Origin of the sequence: Metamycoplasma arthritidis (assembly GCF_900660715.1) — a bacterium.
In the GTDB taxonomy this organism is placed as follows: domain Bacteria; phylum Bacillota_I; class Bacilli_A; order Mycoplasmatales; family Metamycoplasmataceae; genus Metamycoplasma; species Metamycoplasma arthritidis.
In genome coordinates this window covers 305,807-326,587 of sequence record NZ_LR215047.1, presented here as the reverse complement: position 1 = coordinate 326,587, position 20,781 = coordinate 305,807, and the positions used below count along the sequence as shown (strand labels likewise).

Annotated in this window: 11 protein-coding genes; 5 read left to right on the top strand and 6 right to left on the bottom strand. The window is 29.7% G+C overall.

Annotation, left to right across the window (positions count from 1 at the left end; genetic code table 4):
- Nucleotides 1-78 precede the first annotated feature (78 nt).
- The 4 genes from EXC42_RS01400 to ffh form a co-directional block, all read right to left on the bottom strand.
- Entirely contained in the window at nucleotides 79-5,883 is a 5,805-nt protein-coding gene (locus tag EXC42_RS01400; RefSeq protein ID WP_012498189.1) for an MspA/MspB/MIB-like signal-anchor domain-contatining protein, read from the bottom strand.
- A gap of 588 nt (nucleotides 5,884-6,471) precedes the next feature.
- Nucleotides 6,472-8,835 (bottom strand): C1 family peptidase, encoded by a 2,364-nt coding sequence (locus EXC42_RS06025; RefSeq protein WP_012498188.1) that lies wholly within the window; start codon nucleotides 8,833-8,835, stop codon nucleotides 6,472-6,474.
- A 185-nt stretch (nucleotides 8,836-9,020) separates the two neighbouring features.
- Nucleotides 9,021-9,773 carry an MG_279/MG_280 family protein gene (locus tag EXC42_RS01390; protein ID WP_012498187.1) on the bottom strand — a complete coding sequence of 251 codons (753 nt, stop codon included), beginning with the start codon at nucleotides 9,771-9,773 and terminating at the stop codon, nucleotides 9,021-9,023.
- An 18-nt stretch (nucleotides 9,774-9,791) separates the two neighbouring features.
- On the bottom strand, nucleotides 9,792-11,117 hold the full coding sequence (gene ffh / locus EXC42_RS01385) for a signal recognition particle protein (protein ID WP_012498186.1): 1,326 nt from the start codon (nucleotides 11,115-11,117) through the stop codon (nucleotides 9,792-9,794).
- A 270-nt stretch (nucleotides 11,118-11,387) separates the two neighbouring features.
- On the opposite strand from ffh, the gene EXC42_RS01380 reads away from it, so the two are divergent.
- Genes EXC42_RS01380 through EXC42_RS01370 form a run of 3 tightly spaced genes read left to right on the top strand, consistent with a single transcriptional unit; the run spans nucleotide 11,388 to nucleotide 16,162 of the window.
- On the top strand, nucleotides 11,388-12,779 hold the full coding sequence (locus EXC42_RS01380) for a glycine--tRNA ligase (RefSeq protein WP_012498185.1): 1,392 nt from the start codon (nucleotides 11,388-11,390) through the stop codon (nucleotides 12,777-12,779).
- Between the two features lie 10 nt (nucleotides 12,780-12,789).
- Nucleotides 12,790-14,628, top strand: a complete 1,839-nt coding sequence (gene dnaG / locus EXC42_RS06020) for a DNA primase (protein ID WP_012498184.1) — start codon at nucleotides 12,790-12,792, stop codon at nucleotides 14,626-14,628.
- The gene (locus EXC42_RS01370; RefSeq protein ID WP_012498183.1) at nucleotides 14,621-16,162 is read left to right on the top strand and encodes an RNA polymerase sigma factor; all 1,542 of its coding nucleotides are present in this window, start codon (nucleotides 14,621-14,623) and stop codon (nucleotides 16,160-16,162) included. Before dnaG ends, EXC42_RS01370 begins: the two co-directional genes overlap by 8 nt.
- A 192-nt stretch (nucleotides 16,163-16,354) precedes the next feature.
- Here EXC42_RS01370 and EXC42_RS01365 read toward each other — a convergent pair whose 3' ends face one another.
- Nucleotides 16,355-16,948, bottom strand: a complete 594-nt coding sequence (locus EXC42_RS01365) for a hypothetical protein (protein ID WP_012498182.1) — start codon at nucleotides 16,946-16,948, stop codon at nucleotides 16,355-16,357.
- A 330-nt stretch (nucleotides 16,949-17,278) separates the two neighbouring features.
- On the opposite strand from EXC42_RS01365, the gene EXC42_RS01360 reads away from it, so the two are divergent.
- Both EXC42_RS01360 and EXC42_RS01355 read left to right on the top strand, forming a co-directional pair.
- Nucleotides 17,279-17,764: a nucleoside 2-deoxyribosyltransferase gene (locus EXC42_RS01360; RefSeq protein ID WP_012498181.1), complete on the top strand. Its 486-nt coding sequence runs from the start codon at nucleotides 17,279-17,281 to the stop codon at nucleotides 17,762-17,764.
- On the top strand, nucleotides 17,764-18,594 hold the full coding sequence (locus tag EXC42_RS01355) for a deoxyribonuclease IV (protein ID WP_012498180.1): 831 nt from the start codon (nucleotides 17,764-17,766) through the stop codon (nucleotides 18,592-18,594). The genes EXC42_RS01360 and EXC42_RS01355 overlap by 1 nt, the downstream gene beginning before the upstream one ends.
- Nucleotides 18,595-18,678: 84 nt before the next feature.
- Here the strand turns inward: EXC42_RS01355 and EXC42_RS01350 are convergent, their stop codons facing one another.
- A complete protein-coding gene (locus EXC42_RS01350; protein ID WP_012498179.1) occupies nucleotides 18,679-20,781 on the bottom strand; it encodes a pyridoxal-dependent decarboxylase in 2,103 nt (700 codons plus the stop codon).

Here is a 20,781-nt window from a genome sequence, read left to right as displayed (position 1 = left end):
TTCAAATAAAAAAGACCCTAAATTCCTAAAATTCAAGGTCTTTTAATATTATTAATTGTTAAATCAAGTTATTTTAACTTAAGATGCTTTTCCACCATATATTTCTAAAAGATCTTCAATGTTTTTTAGAATTCTTTTAAATTGTTCATTTTTATCTAGTTTTCCACCACTATCACGTTGCATTGCTTTTAACATTTTAACAAAGCCATTTAGTATTTCTCTTCCTTTAGGATCATCTGGTGAAAAATTAAAACTTTCAAATTTTTCTAAATAGTTATGTATTTGTCTATCGTAATCAGCTCGTTTTTCGCCAACTTCATTAAGGAAAACATAAAACACATTGTTTCAACTGCTGTAGTTTTTTCATTGAACAACTCTCTTAGCAGCTCTTTTTACAAATTCTTTAAATTTATCAATAGTGTCGTAATTTAGAAGATCATTTAAACTGTTATATTCCGATTTTAGTTTTTCTTTTAATATTGGATTGCTATCAATTTTGCTTTTTACGGCTCTACCTTTTTTAAATGATTTAAAGGCATATTTTAAATTCGGCAAAATATCGTTGTTTCAACGCCCGCTGTCAATTTGTCAAGGATCATCTTTGATTTCAGAATATTCTTTAGCTTTTTTAAGATATCCAATTGTTATAGAGGTCTCTAATTTTATTATTTTTGCTAACATTTCGTTTTTGATTTCATTTACTCTTCTTTTAAAAGTTTCAGCTAGTGGCTTTAGTATGCCATCAACATTGATATATTCTCTAACCGTGGGATTGCTAATGAAATCTTGTATCTTGTTGAATTCGCCTTCAGCGCTGTTAATTAAAGCCAAAATTGATTTAGATTCATCTATTAGCTTTTTTAGATCATCGAAATTGACGCTAGGCATTTTGGCAAAATCGTTAAACTTATCATTAAAAATTTTACTTTGACTATTTATATAGTTAACATTTTTTATTACTTGTTCAACATATGTTTTAGCTGGTTCTGCATTATTTATTTTGGTTTTAAGAGTTTCTATTGCATTTTTTAAAGAATCAAAATCTTTTAGTTTTGTTATTTTTGGTGATTCTAAAAAGGCTTGTGCGTTTGTTATTTTGCCTAAAAGTTCATTTTTAGCTCCATCAAGGTTTCGAATTTCATTTACTTTTTTTAGATTATCTAACGCATTTTGCAATGCTTGGATGTGGTCTTCGGTTTCTTTTATAAGTCCTTTTAGTTCTTGTTCGATTTTGGTTTGTTCATCAAGAGCATTGTTTACTTCAGTGATTTTTGCTTCTATGTCAGAAATTTTAGAAATGATTTTACTGTGATTTTCTCTGTCACTTATTTTTAGATTTTCTAAAGCTTCTTTTTGGGATTCTAAGTTATGTTTAGCACTTTTAAGTTCTTGCTTTTTATTAGGGTCAGTTTTATTTTTGTCAAGCGCAGATTTTATATTGCTAATAACGCTATTGGCATTGCTAATAGCTGAGTCAGTTTTAGCGCTATTATCTTCTTTCTCTTTTTTAAATTTAGTCTTGTTTTCGTTATATTTTGATGTGTAAGTATTATCAATTAAATTTTTTAACTCTTCTACTATTTCATTTGCTTTAGTTTTATTGTCATCATATTGCAAATCATTAATTTTATTTCTTTGGACATCCAAATTCGCTTTTGCCTTAGCGATTGCTTCGTTAAGCTTTTCATTAGCATCCATTTTATCTTCAAGTCATGTATTAGGTTTTTCAACCTCGTCATTGGCATTTTTTAATGATTTTTTTATTTTGTTAATTTCATCTTTAAGTGCGGCAAGTTTTTGTGAATCCGCATCTTGTTTCAATGTTTCTAATTTTTGTTTTGCAGCTGCAATTTCATTATTAAGTTCGATTAGTTTATTTTCAATTTTTTGTTTTTGTTCACTATCCTTTTTTAACTCATCTATTGCTTTTTCTAAAATAGATTTCGTTTGGTTTGAATCATTGATTGCATTTGTTATAGACGTAACATCACTAGCATCTTTTAACTTTTTAATAATTTCATTTGCTTTTTTGATGGTTTCATTAGCTTTTGATTGATTTGAAGTTTTTAGAGCTTCTAGTGTTTGTTGTTTTGTTTTTAGCTCTTTTTTAGCTTGCTTAATTGCATTTTCTAGAATGCCAAAATTAGTATCGGTTTGATTTTTGATCTTTTGATCACTATTTCTTTTACTATTGGCGTCGTTTTTAAGTTTATTGGCTTTATCGATTTCTTTTTCAAGCACATCAATGGCCGATTTAAGACCGTCAACGTCATCGTTGGCAATGTCTTTAAATTTAGATTTTTCTTCTAATTGCGTTTTTTCTTCTAACAAGCTTTTATTTAACTCATCAATTTCTTTATCAATTGATTTTAGTTTTTTCTTAGCTTTTTCTAAAAAATCTTGTAGTTCAATTTGTAAAGTTTTAGTATTTTTAAATAGTTGATGTTCTGTGCCTTGCAATTTAGCAATTCGTTCAAGAAGTTTTTCGATTGAAGTTAAGGATTCATTAATTGATTGAATTAATTGATTAATGGCTTCGCTTGCTGTGACATTTTCAAGTGCATTTTTATGTTCGGCTTTTTTGTTAATTAAATCATTGTAATTAGCTTGTAATTTTGTTTTTGCTTGCGCTATTTCGTTCCGTTTGGTTTGTGCTTTAGTTGTGGCAGTAGTTTTTGATTGCACCAGTGCTTCATAATTGGTTTTTAGATGTTGGTTCTCTTTTAGCTTGGTAGCTTCGCCATCAGCCTTTAGAAATCCTTCTTCTAGTTCCTTTAGTTTGTCTTCTAAGTCTTTAATCTTATTCTCATATTCTTTAGAAGCATCGAATGGTTCTAATTTATTAACCAAATTTTCAAGCTCAGCTTGCAGTTGTTTAGCTTGCTCTGCTAGTTCTTTCGCTCTTTTCTCTTCTGATTGCTCTTGTTGCTTTTTAATGTCTGCTAGCTCTTGTTGTTTTTGTTCAATCTCTTCTAATTTTTTATCAATTTTATCTTGGTTTTCTTTGTCACCAACTAGAGAATTTTTCTTATTCTCAAGCTCATTTTTAGCATTGTTTAAAGCATCTTCAGCGTTTTTCAGTTTTTCCTTATCACTAGGATTTTGTTTAGCTTCATTGGCTTTTTTAATAGCCTCATCAGCACCTTTCAAACTTTGTTGGGTGCTAGTGCTGTTATTTTCTTGTTCTTCTTTTAATGTTTGGTTTTTATTAGCAAGATCAGTTTTGGTTTTGCCTAGTTTTTTTGTTAAGTCTCTAATTTTACTGTCAATACTATCTTTGTTAGCTTGATCTTTTAAACCCTTAGCTTTTTCTTCTAGTTCTTTAAGATTTTTTTCAATATCTTTAATAGTTTTATCTAACTTAGGATATTTATCCTTTTTTTCATCAATTGTATTGGCATTGTTAGCTTCATCTTTTGCTTTAGCTAAATTACTTTCATGTTTTTTTAATTCTTTTTCAAGTTCATCTACTAGTGCTTTTTCAGTTTTAAGCGCCTTATCAAGTTCGGCATGCTTTTTATTGGCATCTAAAATTGCATCTCGTACTTCAGATAAAAGTTTAGTAGCTTCTTGCTTGCGTTTTGATTCGACTTTCGTTGCTAAAGTTTCAAGGCTTTCGACTTTTTCTTTTAGTTGTTCTAACTTGTTAAGTTCTTTTGTTAGCTCTTTAAGGTTTCTATTGTTATAAGCGTCGCTAATTTTTTTCTTAAGATCTTCTAATTCACTTTTAGCGTTGTCAAGTTGCTCTTTAATATTTTTATTTGAGTCTGAGATTTTATTTTCTAGACTTTGTTTTGTTGTCGTAGCTTTATTTTTGGCTTCTTCAAGCTTTTCAAGCTCAGTTTTTAGGGCATTTTCTTTGTGTGCGTCTTGAACTTCTTTTTGAACATCTTGAGCGTTTTTTAGTTGTTCTTCTAGTTCTTTTAAAGTTTTAGCGAGTTCAGTTTGCTTAGGCGTTGCTTCACTTAGTTGACTTTTACCTCTTGAATCTAATGTTTCAAGATTCTTTGTGATTTTGGTAATTTTTTCTCGCAATGATTCGATTAATTTCTTTTCTTGCTCTTGGGTTTCTTTTTCTTCTTGAAGTTTTTCTAATTTCGCTTTTGTTTCAAGATCTAATTTAGAAATTTCTTCAAGGAGTTTTTTTGCTTTTTGCTCACCTTCAGGATAGCTGGCATTTTTAGCAGATTCTTCAATAGCCTTAACTTGTGGTTTGAGATCTTCTAGTTGTTTAATAGCATTTTGCAAGGTAGGAATATCATTGATTGTATTTGAGCTTTCAATGGTATTTTTAATTGCATTAAATTCATTTTGCTTAGCATCTAGATCAGCGTCAATTTTAGCTTTGGCTTGTTTTTTAGCTTCAAATCGTTTTTTAACGTTAGCAAGTGCTTCATCCGCTTCTTTTTCTTTATAAGCTTTTAGAGCATCATAAATTGACTTTATTAGTTCTTTTTCTTTTAGATTTTCATGTTTACCTAGAGCTAACTCTGCTTTTGCAATAGCGTCTTCTAGTTGCGAAATTGCTAAAGGCAAGGTATTTTCGTCATCGGCTTTATTGGCTTCTTCTGTGGCCTTAGCTAAAGCACTATATGCTTTTTCTAGTTCGGTTTTAGCAAGTTCTTGTTCCTTCTTCTGACTAAATAAATCATTTAATTTATCTAGTGACGTTTCAGCTTGTTTTTTAGCATCTAAAACTTTTTGCTCGTCAGCTAGTAGTGTGGCATCGGCGGCTTGTTTTGCAAGTTTCGTTGCTTCTTGAATATCTTTTTTTAGTTCGTCTTTTAGACGTTTAAATTCACTATCTTCACTTTGTAAAGTTAGTTTATTAGCATCACTTATATCTTTAGCAATTTTATTAACTAACGCGTTAATATCATTTTGAAGTTTTTGATTTTCTTGTTTGATTTTTTCTAGTTTTTCGGTGCCGTGTTTTAGGCTATTTTCTGCATCTTTAATAGCTTTATCTAGTTCTTTAGCAAGTTCATCAAGTCCCTTAGCAGTGGCGTGATCTTTTAGTTCTTTAGCCTGATCTAGATCTTTTTTAAGGGATTCAAGAGCATTGGGAAGAGTGCTAATATTTTTAGCGTCTTCGACGGCTTTTTTAGCTTTTTCTAAGTCCTTAATTTTTTCTTTTGCTAATTTTTCTAACTCTTCTGGGCTTTTATCTAGCAAGCGTTTTTGTAGTTCGCTAATAGCATCTTTAATTTGCAAATTAGCATCACTTAACTTTTTGGCTTCTTCAATTAGCCGCGAGTTATTTAGCTCTTGTTGCAAGGCTTCACTAGCATTTGCAAGATTTTTTAGTTTGTTAATTAAACTTTGAATTACTAGTGGCAACTTAGCATCGGGCACTTCACTTAGTGCTTGGTTAATTTCTGCTAGCAACTTTTGTGCGCTTTCTTTAAGTTTAGCTTCTTTTTCTTGCAACTCTTTTAGTTTGGTTTTAGCTTCTTCTAAGGCTTTCTTTGCAAGATTAATAGTCGTTTCTAATTCATTGGCTAAAGCTTTTAGTTCAGGCAACTTTTTAATCTCAGTTAAATAAGCTTCACCTAAAGGAATTAGCCGTTCAAAATCACTAATAACCTGACTTAAATCGCGTACGTTATTAGCTTTTTTAGCATTTCTAATGGTGATTTTAAGTGCTTCAAGAATTTTTCAAGCTTCATTTTTAAGATTTTGCTTGTGACTGTCACGAATAGCTTCAATCTTTTTTTCAAGCTCACTAATATCTTGAATTTCAGGCTTTTTATCATTGCCTTTGGATCTCTTATTAGCACTTTGATGATTATAAATTACTCCTGAAACGGTTCCGGCTGCTAGTAATGCTGCAGTAGCGGCGAGTACAATAATAGCAATTTTCTTTTTCTTAGCATGACTCATGATTAATAATTTTTATTTCTCCTATTTTTAATAACTTAAAAATTAATTAATGTTTGAATACTGAAAACTTCGCAAAAAGCATGTGTAGCGAAAAGTGCTTTTTAAGCAAAGTAATGTGAGTCATTTTACAAAAAAAAAAAAAAACGCTCAAAGTAGTGTTGTTTGTATATATTTTGACTAATTTCTTAGCAATTTTTAAGATTTTTTAGAATGTAAAAATTGGAATGAAATAAATTCTAGGCTTTAATCAATTTTTAGAGTGGAGAATAATAAAAAATAAGCTTAAATAGCTTATCTTCGATAATATTTTAAATAATGATGAAAATTAGTTATTTATCGTTATATATTCGGACTCAATGAAAACTGTGTTTTTATAGTATTTTTTATTGTGAAAGTTCGCTCTTTTTGTCATAAAGTTATAATCATAAAATAGTCCCTCTCCTTACTATAACTATAAAATTGGCGCAAGAATTATACCATTTTCATAAAATTAGTCCTAAAATCGGGATTTAATACAGTTTTATTAATAAAAATCCAAAAATAAGCTATTTAAGCTTATTTACATGATATTTTTTCAAATAATATTTATTACTTATCTTTATATTCGGGCTCGATGAAAATTGTATATTTGTAATGGCGTTGGCTTAGTCGATTATTTGCTGTCATAAAGTTATAATCATCATAGTAGTTTTTAGAAACTAGTTCATAGTCAATATAATAATCACCATTTTTGTCTTTTGGCAATTCTTTTTTAATTCTATCAGCGTCATAGTAAACATATCGCACAAAATTATTATCTTGGGGTCTTACTAATTTATATTTATTGAAAATTGAATTTGTTTGATTATTAAAAGCGCGGTAAATGTATTGATTTTGATAATTATCATTACCACCATTACCTATTGCTAATAGGGCAAAGAGATTTGAACCATAGTCCCTTTTCATTGAAAACATTCTTACTTTGTTTTCTTCTAAAAGATTGTCATTTTTATCGTAAAGTTTAATATTGTAAATTTCTTCTTTTTCTTCTTGACCAGCTTGTCTTAATTCATTTTGCAAATAATTAAATTTTGTTTTCACATCACTTTTTGCTTGCTTGTCATTAACTTTAAAATAGCTAACTTTAGTTTCGGGACTATAGTAATAGTTTAAATAAGTTGAATCACCACTATAACTAAATACCGAAAATTCGCGATTATTATGAGCAAAACTGTAGAATCCTTGCACTTTTGGCAAATTACTATTTTTGTTTGAGTAAGAAAAAACATCCTGATAAACTCTTCCCGCATAGGTTCAAACGAATATTTGACGTACTTCAGTAAATTTAACAACTTTATTAGTTTCAATGTCGACATATTCATAATCTAAATCAACGCGATAAGAGCCGTGAGCAATATTATTATCTTTGGATTTAATAGTAAAACTCTTATTATTAGTTTCTATAATTTCAAAAAGATTGCTTACATTTTTTCCGCTATTTGAAATTTTAATTGAATTCATTTTGAAGTTTTTGGCAATTGAGTCATTTACTTCGTATTTAATATTGACACCTTTTTTTCATTCAAAAACATTAGTGGTTTTCGATTCTTTGGTTTCCGTTTTGAAATTTTTAGTTGAATTGGCACTTCCGCTTGTTATATTAATTTTTGACTCAGAGCTTGAAATAAGTACTTTAGGTTTGCGATATTCAAATCCCATTATCTCTTGCCCACTATTTATTATTAAATTTGGAGCATTGTGAAAGTTATATGGCAAGTAAGTTATTTTGTTATGGCTTGTACTATCACGAATGATTCAAGCACCTTTGCCATATCCAGGAATTTCATAGTTATCATCCCAGCCTATTATAGCAACGGCGTGCCCACTATTTGTACCCTTGGATAAATAAGCTATTTCACTTAGAAATGTTGTTTGGTTTGATGCGTTCGCTTTTTGAGAACTTTGCGAATCTTTATAACTGGCATAGTGAATAATATTGGCACGCAAAGCACCATTTACCTTCAAGTGTTTTTTAATATTCTCAACATCATTAACATTATAAAAAACGGGTTTGATTAGAAGATTGGAATTACGAATATATCTTTTCTTTAAATGGTTATTAAAAAGTGCGCGATTTTTTTGATTTGCAAATCATAACGATTCGAATGGAAAATCATTTTCTAGCAAAAAACCATTAACATTATTATATTTTTTCGTTAGCATTTCTGAGTTTCAAAAGTCACGAACGCCGACTAATGAATAAGTAATGTCTCCGAAATCGCCACCAGTACCAATAGAACGTACTCTTGGAAGGTCAAATCCTGCTTCGGAGATTTTGTATAGTTCGTTTTGATGTTTTAATAATGTACTTTCTAAAGCTCTAGTAGAGGCAAATGATCAACATAATCCAGAATATTGTTGATAGTTACTATCCATTAAATATTCGTCATTCAACGAATAATATGATTCTGAAGTATTGGCATCTTTGATATTAGAATTTCTTGTACTATGATCCTCATGAGGTTCGTATTTGTCTAAATTCTCAGGTTTGGTTTTACTATTTTCATCATTTTTTGGTTTTTGATCAGGATTTTTTGGAGTGTTATCTTCGTCTTCGGGCTTAGTTTCGGGGTTTTTAGGGTCATTTTTCTTTTGATTTGAATTAGAGTTATTTTTATCATTTTGATTGTTTAGGAGGCTATTAATGAAAGCGTCTAATCTAGAAATTCACATTAAAAAATCAGCATCTTTAGCCTCAGCATTATTTAAAATGTTTCGAGCACTTTTGATTTCGTTATTAATACTTTCAAGTTGTGCGCCAGAAAATTCCTTAGTTAATTCTTCTAATTTTAAAATTTTTTCTATGAAAAGTTTTTTCGCTGGCGATTGTGTGCCGCACGAAGCCGAAATTGTAGTTGTAGTTATTGCAATAGGTATTAAAATTGATAATAATGCTTTCCTTAATTTGATCATAAAATAATTCACTTTCTTCACCTAATTAAATTTTTGGTCCATAAATTATACCACTTGTGCAAAGTAAGGCATAACTTGAACATATTTATAAATTGCGTTTTTACAATGATGTTATTAATTTACGGAAGTAAAAAAACAAACCCTTCAACTAATGAAAGGCTTTTATTTTAATTTAACTAAGATATTTATTTAACTGATGTTGTATTTGATTCAATTTTGGCATAAACATACTTTTTAATATCAGGATTTTCATTTAACAACTTAATGATGTAGTTGCCTAAATTTAATTCGTAGTTACTCCTTTTTAATTCAATACCATCGCGTTTAGTGTAAACCCCAAGGTGGGTAATTGAAAAAATTAAGGTTAATAATCAAATGCTGCTAATGACAACAATAGTACTAATTCAAACAATTCGATAAATTTTTTGAAAATCTTCGGGATTTTTAGTTTTGGCAAGCAGTGGTTCAAGATTGTTTAAAATGGCGTTTCCTTGATTGACAAATGCTTTTAGTTGTTCATAAACTTCGCCACCAGGTTTGGTTACTTTATTAATAACTTGGTTTTTAATTTTTCTTACAATGCCTTCATATTCTTCAATTTCTTTAAGAATATTTTCGGGGATATCACCTTTTTTGCCCTTTAGTTCTTCTAGGCCTTTTAAAACGTTTTCAAATTGTTCGTTGTAACGATATATTGGATAAAGATACGAATTTTCATTGCTAATTTTTTCGGGATCAATTTTGTCAATATTGTCTTTAATTAACTTTATAATTGGTGTGGTTCCTGTGCCATCGTTAACATAGCTTTTGTATAAGCTTACAACTTGGTTTTCAAATCTTGCCATAGCGATCGCACCGCCAAAGAAAATAACTGAAATAATTGAACCAATTACAATGAGTAGGTATTTACCAATTCCTGCTAACGCTTTTAAAAACATGGGTTATTTATCCTCTTTCTAAAACATATTGGGTTTCATTTGTAACTTGCCCGAAGCAAATTCTTTCATTTGTTTAGCCATTTTTTCAAAGTCAGTTACTAATAGATTATATTCTCGGGCACTGCGACCGCTACCTTTAAGAATTCTTTCCTTGCGTTCGCTATTTTTTAGCAGTTTTGGAAATTTCTTTTCTTGTTCGGTCATGGAATTAATTAAGTAAGTATAAATTCTAAATTTATTTTCCGCTTCTTCAATCTTGCTTTCATCAACTTTGCCAGCAAGACCAGGAATCATTTTTAGAATGCTTTTCATTTTTCCTAATTTTTTAATTTGCTCTAAACTATTCATTAAATCGGTTAAATCAAATTTTCCAGTCATCATTTTGTAACCGATTTTTTTCATCATTTTTTCATCGACTTCTTCGCTAGCTTTTTCTATTAGAGTAAGTACATCACCCATGCCTAGAATCCGATTGGCCATCCGATCCGGGTGAAAGATTTCAATGCCGCTAAGTTTTTCACCTGTACCAATAAAGGCAATTGGTACTTCTAGAAGATGAGTAATACTTAAAGCGGCTCCTCCCCTTGCATCGGAGTCAAGTTTGGTGATGATAGTAGCACTTAAGTTAAGATTTTCGTGGAAAATTTTAGCAACGTTAATGACATCTTGTCCACTCATGGCATCAACTACTAGAAGAATATAATCGGGATGAATAGCTTTTTTAATATTAATAAGCTCGTCCATTAAATTCTCGTCAATTGCCAAACGACCGGCGGTATCGACGATGACTAGATCATTACGATTGTCGTTAGCTCGTTTAATAGCTTCTTTAGCAATAAAAATTGCATCATTTTTTTCTTTAGTAAAAAAGTCAGTTTGGGTTTGTTTAGCAAGTTGTTCTAGTTGCTCACGAGCTGCGGGACGATAGATATCATCTCCAACTAACAACGGGTTTTGACATAGTTTTTTCTTTTTAAAAAATGTTGCCAATTTTGCTGCTGTTGTCGTTTTTCCTGAACCTTGTAGTCCAACCATCATGATGGTAGTAGGAATCTTTTTTAAACTAATTTCAATAGGGTTGGTTCCTAAAATAGTAGTAAGCTCATCTTTAAAAATTTTCAAAACTGTTTGTTGTTGATTTAATTTACCAATGATTTTGGCATTTAGGGCCTTTTCTTTAACGGCTTTAGTAAAAGTTCTAACGACATCTAAATTAACGTCAGCTTCTAGTAGTGCAAGTTTAACCTCTCTTAGTACTTCTAAAATATCTTCTTCATTAATGGACATTTTTTTATTGATTTTGTCCATTGATTTTTGCATTCTTTTTTGGATAAAATTTAACATAAATTTAATTATAGTGATTTATGCATAAATCAATAATTTTTTATTAATATTGAGAAATTGGCTTTGGCTTAAAAAGCCTCCTTTTGTCCAAAATAGCGCTTATTAAAATATGCTTTTATTGATAATTGCATTTTCTTTTAATTGATTAATGCAAGGTAATTAAGTATTGAGAGAACAAGGCATTTTACGATTTATTAACGTTTGAAAATTAATTTGCCAATTAGTGTTACAATTAAAAATGCTATATTATAAATATAGAAAGGCAATTCAATGGCAGAAAAAAATAATAACGAAAAGAAAAATATTCAAGAAATAATCAATCATTTAAAAACTTCAGGATTTGCGTATCAAAATTCTGAGATATATGGTGGCTTAGTCAACACTTGAGACTATGGCCCATTAGCGGTGCCAATGGCCAATGCTATCAAAAATTATTGAATTAGAGAGTTTATTAATCGTGAAAGAAACTTTCTAATTGATTCAAAAATTATTATGAATCCTAATGTTTGAAAAGCTAGTGGTCACCTTGATAACTTTGCTGATTTTTTAATCGAAAATAAAAACAATCAAAAAAGATATCGTGCTGATCACATTGTTAAAGAACTTTTTCCAGAAATCAATGTTGAAAAAGCTACTTTTCAAGAACTTGAGACTATTATTAAAAGTCGCGTCAAAGAATACGATGGTGCAAAATGTGACTGAAGCACAATTCGCCCTTTTAATTTAATGTTTCGTACAGAAATGGGAGCAATTTCAAATAGTGCTTCGCAAGTTTATTTGCGCCCAGAAACTGCACAAGGAATTTTTGTTAACTTTAAAAATGTCCTAAGAACTACGCGGGCAAAATTACCTTTTGGAATTGGGCAAATTGGAAAAAGTTTTCGTAATGAAATCACTCCTCGCGACTTTATTTTTCGAACTCGAGAATTTGAACAAATGGAACTTGAGTTTTTTTGCTTAGAGCAAGATGCTAATAAGTTTTATGAATATTGAATTAATAAATGCCATTCATTTGTTAGCTCATTAGGACTAAAAGCAAATAATATTCGAATTAGACCACACGAGAAAGAAGAATTAAGTCACTACTCTAAAGGTACTAGCGACATTGAATATTTCTTTCCGTTTGGATGAGGAGAACTACTGGGAATTGCTAATCGTGGTAATTTTGATTTATCGCAACATATGAAATTTTCACAAGAATCACTAGAATATTTGCAAGAAGATGGTAGCAAAGTAGTGCCTTGAGTAATCGAACCTTCAATCGGGCTTGATCGACTACTTTTAGCGCTTCTAGTAGATAGTTATGAAGTTGAAGACTTAGGCAATGATGATAAACGTACGATTTTACATTTAAACTACAATATTGCACCTTATCAATTAGCAATTTTTCCTTTAACAAAAGCTTTAGCACCAAAAGCTAGAGAGATCTATGATGAGTTAATTGATAAAAGTACAATTCGACTAGTTTATGATGAAAGCGGGTCAATTGGTAAACGTTATCGTCGCCAAGATGCCATTGGTACGCCATTTGCTTTGACAGTGGACCACGAAAGTTTGGAAACTGGCACTGTTACCATTCGTGAACGAGACACAATGAAACAAATTAGAATTAACATTTCCGAAATTGTTAATTACCTTAATCAATTTAAAAAGTATTCATAAAAGGTTGTAAATGGAACAAAAGAATGTTTGAGAAGAGGTTTTAGCACGAACCGATATTGTTAGTGTTATTTCTGAAACCGTTACACTTTCAAAGCAAGGCAAGAATTTCCGAGCATGCTGTCCATTTCATGGCGAAAAAACGCCATCGTTTATGGTTAGCCCTGAAAAAGGTATTTTTAAGTGTTTTGGTTGTGGCAAAAGTGGCAATGCTCTTAAGTTTTTAGAATATTCGAAAAATATAAGCTCATTAGAAGCATTAAAAATGCTTGCTACCAAAGCTAATATCAATATTGATGATTATCTAACAAAACACACCCAAGCTACAGCAAAATCACAAGAAGAGCTAACCTTAATTGATATTACTAAAGAAGCCAATGACTTCTTTCAATACCAAATGGTCAAAAATAAAGAGACACCTGAACTTAAAAAATTTTTAGAAAGCCGTCACCTTGATAATAAGCTAATAAAAGAATTTGAAATAGGTTTTGCTCCTGAGAATATAAGTATCTACAGTCACTTAAAAAACAAATTCAATGATTTTGCTATTTCTAATGCTTCATTAGTAAGTAGTATTAGTTTTGAAAAGAATTTTTTTAATAATCGCATTACTTTTCCGATTAAAAATGAATATGGTGATGTTGTGGCGTTTTCGGCCCGTGATATTACTAACAAATTAGACAATAAGTATTTGAATAGTGCCGAAACGCCAATTTTTAAAAAAAGTGAGGTTTTGTTTAACTACTATCATGCCAAACCTTTTATTAGTAGCACTAAAGAAGTGTATTTAGTTGAGGGGCAATTTGATTGCATCGCACTTTATAAGGCTAATTTTCCAAACGCAGTCGCTTCAATGGGAACAAGCCTTTCTAAAAATCATCTAGCATTGCTAAGAGGAACAAAAATCAATCTTTTCTTTGATAGTGACGCAGCGGGCAAAGCGGCTACTGAAAAAAATCTCAAAATTATTTTGATGTTGTCATTGGATTTCTCTTTAGAAGTTAACTTCCTTAAAAATACTTTTAATAAAGACGCTGATGAACTCTATAATCTTGATGATGGCCAAACGTTAAAGACGATTTTAAAACGTCCTCAAGATTTAGGTGAATATTTATATGACACTTTTATTGAGCCTTATAAAAATACTGCACTTAATGCCCAAAAACGCTATGAGATTTATAGTAAGTTGTTCGAATACCTTTACTATTTACCAAAACCAATGCAACTACTTTTTAAAAGTCGTCTTATTAACGAAAATATTCTTGATAAAGAAACTTATGAGAGTTTTGAAAGTAGTTTTTTAAAGCCTAACTTTCCTAGTGATCCTAATTTAGCAAGGATTAAAATAACGTCTAGCAAGACAAAAAACAGTAGTGAGATCCCTAAAAGCTTTACTAATTACTACGAAAATTCACTTAGTTTTAATGATTTAAACTTCCCAAAACAAATTAAGCCCAAAGCTAAAAAAAGCATTAATTTCGGTCGAAGTGGTGACTTTGCTATCATCTTAAAAGCAATCCTAATGCATCCTGATTACATTAAAAGATGACCCAAAGAAACTTATGCCACTTTGCACGCTGAAGAACTTCAACAAACAAAAAAATCATTAATTTGTTATATTATTAGCAAAAATGATAAAATGAAAGATAAATTTTTGTTACCAGAATTAATTAAGAATGATGAAAATTTATCGCTAGAAACTAAAGATGAATATTTAAATATTTTATTAGAGATTCAAAACCTTAATTCTTCTACTTCCGAAGAAGAATTTGATAGCAAGATTAAAGCCCTTAATCAAAGCGAGCCAAAATTAAAACAAATATTAGGGATAAAGAGGTTGAAAAATGAATAATGAATTTGACCAATCAGTTGATTTAGTTATTGATAAACTAAAACAAGAACTAGCAAAAGCAACCAAGAAAGATAAAAATAAAAAAGCTTTTAGCCAAGATGAAATTTATGAACTTCTAGAAAAGAAAAATTTAGAACTTTCTGAAGAAGCTACTGATGTTTTATTTGAAAAACTACTTGAGCAAGGGGTTTTAAGTAGTGACATTGATTTCGGTGATGATGATGAAATCAATGAAACTGATTTTTTTGAATCATTAGCCAATGACAAAAAATCAAAAAAGACTAAAAAAACTAAAACCGATGCACTAGATGATGAACTTCACGAAGAAGATATTGAAGATCTTGAACCTACTTTAGAAGACTTGGAAGAAGATGAAGATTTTAAAGAAGATCTTGACGATGAAAAAGATCTAGAAGAAGATATTGACGAAAATGAAGAATTTGGCATTGAATCGGAAGCTGATGATAGTAGTCCTCAATATGATAATTACACCGAAAAGTTAAGCGACGACTTTGATGAAGATGAAGACATTGAAGCCGAAAATCTTCTAAAAGAATATGACACTTACGAAATTAAGTTAGAAGATCAACACATTAGTCGTGAAGACAATATGCTTTCTAATAAATTAACCGAAACAAACGACATCGTTAAATGATATATGCGTTGAATTGGAAAGTATGGTAAATTGTTAACGCCTAAAAAAGAACGTGAGTTGGCCATCAAAATGGAAGAAGCGCTTGCTAACAATAACTACTATCGTTATAAAAGAGCGAGAGATATGCTAGTTAAAAGAAACTTGCGGCTAGTAATTAACAATGCAAAACGTTACAAAAATCGTGGGCTTAGTTTTATTGACCTAATCTCAGAAGGCAATTCGGGGATTATGAAAGCAGTTTCAAAGTACGATTATAAAAAGGGCTTTAAGTTCTCAACTTACGCCACTTGATGAATCCGCCAAGCTATTACTCGTGCCGTAGCTGATCAAGCAAGGACAATTCGCGTCCCAGTTCATATGGTTGAAACTATTAACAAAATTCTAAAAATTGAAAGAGAACTGCAACAAGAATTTGGTTATCCTCCTACCGATGAAGAAATTGCTAAGAAATTTGGTGGTGATTTTACTGCCGAAAAAGTTAGATACATTCGTAAAATCAACATCGATCCAATTAGTTTAGACAAAAACATTGGTAAAGAAGAAAACTCAAGTTTTTCTGATTTTGTTAAAGATGAAAGCGTCATTAGTCCGAATGATTTTGCTAGTCAACAAGAATTAGCTGTCATTTTAAATGAAATGATCAATAGCTCTTTAGATCCTGAAGACCAAGCTTTGATTAGAAAACGTTATGGTGTTGGCCAAGATCCTTCAGGCGTGCCATATCGTCCTCACACTTTAGATGAATTAGCTAAAGAACTTAACATCTCAAAAGAAAAAGTTAGAAAATTAGAAGCCAAAATCTTACGTAAACTAAAACATCCACAAAAACGTAAAAAACTAAAAGAGTTCTATTTAAACGATAGTTACAATCCTGACTAATTTTTGCATAATAAAACAAAAAATAAGCCTTATCAATGTCTAAAAAAGTATTTTACTTTGTTTAGACGCTTGGCTTATTTTTTATTATTTGTAGAATTTATTTAATAGTTTAGATTAATTTAAATGTGCGTTAATGCAAATAAAATAAATTATTTTATTTGGCCTTGTTTATTTAATTTCATCACTTTTTAATTATTCTTCTACGCGCTCAAGAGTTAAATAAAATTTATTTAAGCCAGCTCAAATTGTTACATTAGCGCTATTATCTTTTATTGATAGATCTAGAATTATAGTTATTTCTATACTGGTTTTCTTGTAGTCTTTTTCGAAATCAAAGAGTAGCCTAATTCCCGGAGGAGCTGCGTCAAATGCTTTTCAATAAATTTCTTTTTTTATAGAATCTAATAAAAATTTAACCTTATTGCTTTTTCTTGATTTATAAGGTCCGCTATAGTTGTATTTTTCTTTTAATACTTTTTTAACTAAATCATCAATAAATGTATCTAAATAAACTTTATCACTTAAACTATTTTGAATTCGTTGGGTGGTTATTAAAGTTTCTTCAAACTTTTTATTAGGCACATACTCAAATAAAGTATCACCTTCTTTAAAATGGTCAATTCTATTGAACTTACCTTTTTTAATTTTCTTAACTTTGTATTTAAAAGATTTATTGAAAAAATTTTCAATTATTTTTGTTTCTTTGGCCTCATTATTGCAAGAAACTAACGACATAGTAGGAAGTGATATACATGCAAACATGGCTAAAGATATTATTTTTTTCATGGTATTTTCCTTGCTTTTTTAAAGTTTTAGTCTCATTTATTATTAAACTAATATGATCCAATGCAAATAACATATTTACAGTTGCGCTAATTTAATTCTAGTTAAATAAAATTAAAAATTAGATTAATCAATAGTCTAAAAAAGAAAATTGCTAAAAAATAATCATAATTTATGATTTTTAATTTTTAACTTCAATTTAGTTTTTGCTTAAAAGCAAATAAATAACATTAAATTTATCATTATCTACAAATTAGCGTCTAAATAAAAACTAGTGATTTTAAGCGCTTTATTAATAAATAAATATAATTTAGAATAAGGAGAAATTTAAGCATGAAACCTGAATACAATATCTATATTGCTGGACCGCTCTTTACCGAAGCCGAAGTTTTTTTAAGAAATAAAATGGCCGCTGCAGCAAAAGAAATTTTTGAGATGTCCACAGCTAAAGATAAATTTGAACTAAATGTTTTTAATCCATTGACTATCAATGAAACAATTGAAGATCCTCAAGTTTTGAAGCATGATTATTTCTATCAAAAAGATATTAGTTTTTTAGATAAAACTAACTTATTGATTGTTGATATTGATAATACTGATAGCGGTACCATGTTGGAACTAGGATATTTATTTTACAAGCATAAAAATCTAAAAAGTGATCTAAAAATCGTAGTTTTTCATAGTGATTGACGCGACCAAATGTATTATCTAGAAAGAGTAAATCGGTTTGTCAATGGTCTTGTTTTTGAATGCAATTATGAAGTTAAGAGTTTTGAAGAGCTGTGCACTAGATTAGGGAAGATTTTTAATAAACTATAATGATTAAATTGGGAAGTCATGTTTCTTTTAAAGCGCCTGATTATTTATGTGGAGCCATTAAAGAAAGTTTAGATAACGGCGCAAATTGTGCCATGATTTACTTAGGTCCGCCTCAAAACTCAACAAGAATTAGCGTTGAAAAATATCACTATGAAGATTATTTAGCAAAATACTCGTCGCAAATTAAGGCCGAAGATATTGTTGTGCACGCTCCTTATATTGTTAACTTAGCTAATCGTTCTAAACAAGAGTTTGCTATTGATTTTTTAGTAGCAGAATGTCAAAGAGCAAATTACATCGGCATTAAATATTTAGTTTTACATCCTGGGTTTCATAATAATTTATACCCAGTAAAAGAAGCTTTAGATATTTTAGTTTTTGGCCTAAAAAAAATTCTAGAGCAAACTAAAGATATCACTATTTGCCTTGAAACAATGGCCGGAAAAGGTAGCGAGATTTGTAGCAATTTTGAAGATATTAAATATGTTATTGATCAAGTTAATAATGACCGTGTGGCGATGTGTTTGGACACTTGCCACATTTGGGATGCAGGATATAATATTAAAGACTATGATGCCTTTAAAAAGTATTTAATTGACAATGATTATTTAAAATTAATTAAAGTTATTCATTTAAATGACTCTCTTAATGATCGTGCTTCTCATAAAGACCGTCATGCAAACATTGACAAAGGTTATATTAAATTAGAAACCCTTAAACGTTTTGTTCATGATAAAGACTTTGATAATATTCCTATAATTTTAGAAACACCACGTACTAAAGATTGAAGCCCCTATAAAGACGAAATTAAAACGCTACTAGCAAAATAAAAAATCGCATCATAAAATGATGCTAAATAAAAATGTTTTATTCGCTTTAAAAAAGATTATAAAAACTAGAAAGCCAACTAAATCTTAGTTTTCTAGTTTTTTTCAATCAAATCTAAAAGCTTCATCAATTTTAGGCGCAAAGTTTTTGTTTTTAATTAGTAAAGCAATAACTTTTGCAATGATCGTTTTACTTTTCTGGTCAAGAATTTCTAAATCGATGTTCGTTTTTTCTAAATCGTAGTAAATATTTTCTCAATAAATATAAAAAGCACTTTTAATCTCGTGTAATACTCATTTTTCTAAAACATCATCGGTTAAGCTAACTTTTTTAGATAAGAACACAATGTCGTTAATAATGTCTTTTTTGAGAATCGTTTTTTCAATTTTGTTTGTATTCATGGCTTTATAAAGATAAGAAACTATTTTTGAAAAATAAGTATACTCAGGTTTAACTAAGTTAACTTGATAGTTTTTGCCTTGAAATAAAATAGTTTTTTTCATTAGCATGTCATCGGCAAAATTAGCTGTCAATAAAATGTCAATTGAAATTCAATCTTCAACTCAATTAATGATGTCATATTGCTGCAAATTGGGTTTATTTATAGCACTCTTTAGGTAATTAAACTTTTCGTCAAACGAATTAAAACTATTATTAAGCAAAACCAAGTCAATGTCATTAGGAAGTTTATAGTAGTCTTTATAAGTTAACCATAAACTAGTTGAGCCTTCAATATAAAATCCTAGTTTGCTAAATTTTTCGACTTTTTTTAAAATTAATTGTGAGAAATTAGCATTTTGTCATGTGGCTGGGCTTAAAACGTGATTATATACGGCGGGTTTCATTTCTTGACTTTGTGAAATTTTTTTTAACTCATATAAGAATTTTTGTGAAATTTCATTTATTTTTTTGGTGCTAATTTTTTGTGAAGTGCTAATTCCCAAAACCAATGAGAATTTATTACCAATTGGATATGAAATAACATCGAAGATAATGCCGTGATTATCAATCATATTATTAACAAACAAATTCATCAAAAAATCATCATCTTCTGAGTTGAAATTTATTGACACTAAAGCTTTATGCATATAATCATTTGTTAATAATTTAACATTTTTATTAGTCAAAATCTTTGCTAATAGTTTGTCAAGTGATTCTCTTGCACCTAAGATTTTATTAACAATTTCTTCTTGTGTATTATTTTGTAAAAAAAGTCATGTTTTTAAAGAATTACACGACTTGGAACCGACTAAATTATTTAAATGTGCCAAATCTAATGAGCTAGAAGATAATTTAAAATTAAAAAAATCAGCGTTTTTAGCTATCAAATATGAACTACCATAATTTAAATGCAATGCTTTATGAAAATCAATTGAAATAGTAATTTCGTTTTTAAATTTATTTCAGTCAATTGGATTTACAATGAAATCAACAAAACCTTGAGCAGCATCTATGTGAAGCGGTAAATTATATTTATTGCACATATCCATAATCTTTAGCGCATTGTGTTTAGAAGTCCCACCACTAGTACCGAATGTAGCAATAACAAAAGCAATTTTTTCGTGGTTTTTTTCAAAGAAAAATTCAATATAGTTTTTGTCAATAAAAATTACCTTATCATTATTTTGTAAAGCATTTTTGATACCATTAAAAACAGAATAATGAGTATCATTTTTTAATAGAGCTATTTTTTTATCGAAATCGTTGTGTTCCAACAAATATTTAGATATGTGGTCGTTAATGGCCAAGTGATTCGCCATTGTTCCGCCTAACGTTCAAACTCCGCCTAAATTATAAAGACCGGCTTTAATGTCAAATTTTGTGTCATCAAGGTTTAGAAGTCTTCTAATCTTATTAATTGTATCAATTTCAACGATTGTACCTAATGGACTACCATTAAAATATGTTATTGTTATAGGATTTAGTAATATGTTTATAAAGTCGCCAATAAATCCATAAGCGTCTATACCTGTATCGGGGAATGAAAGATATCTTTCGTTTTTTTGATTTCCAAATAATCTAGCCAAATTCTCTTCAAAAAACTTGTAGTCTTCAATTTTTCATTTTCATAATTTTTTAAAAATTTCGTTAGGGTCTAATTCACTAATTTTTGGTTGAGAATCAAAATTATTTGTGAAATATTTTAAAAGCTTTGAAACATACTTTTTAATTAAAAATTCTTTTTTCAT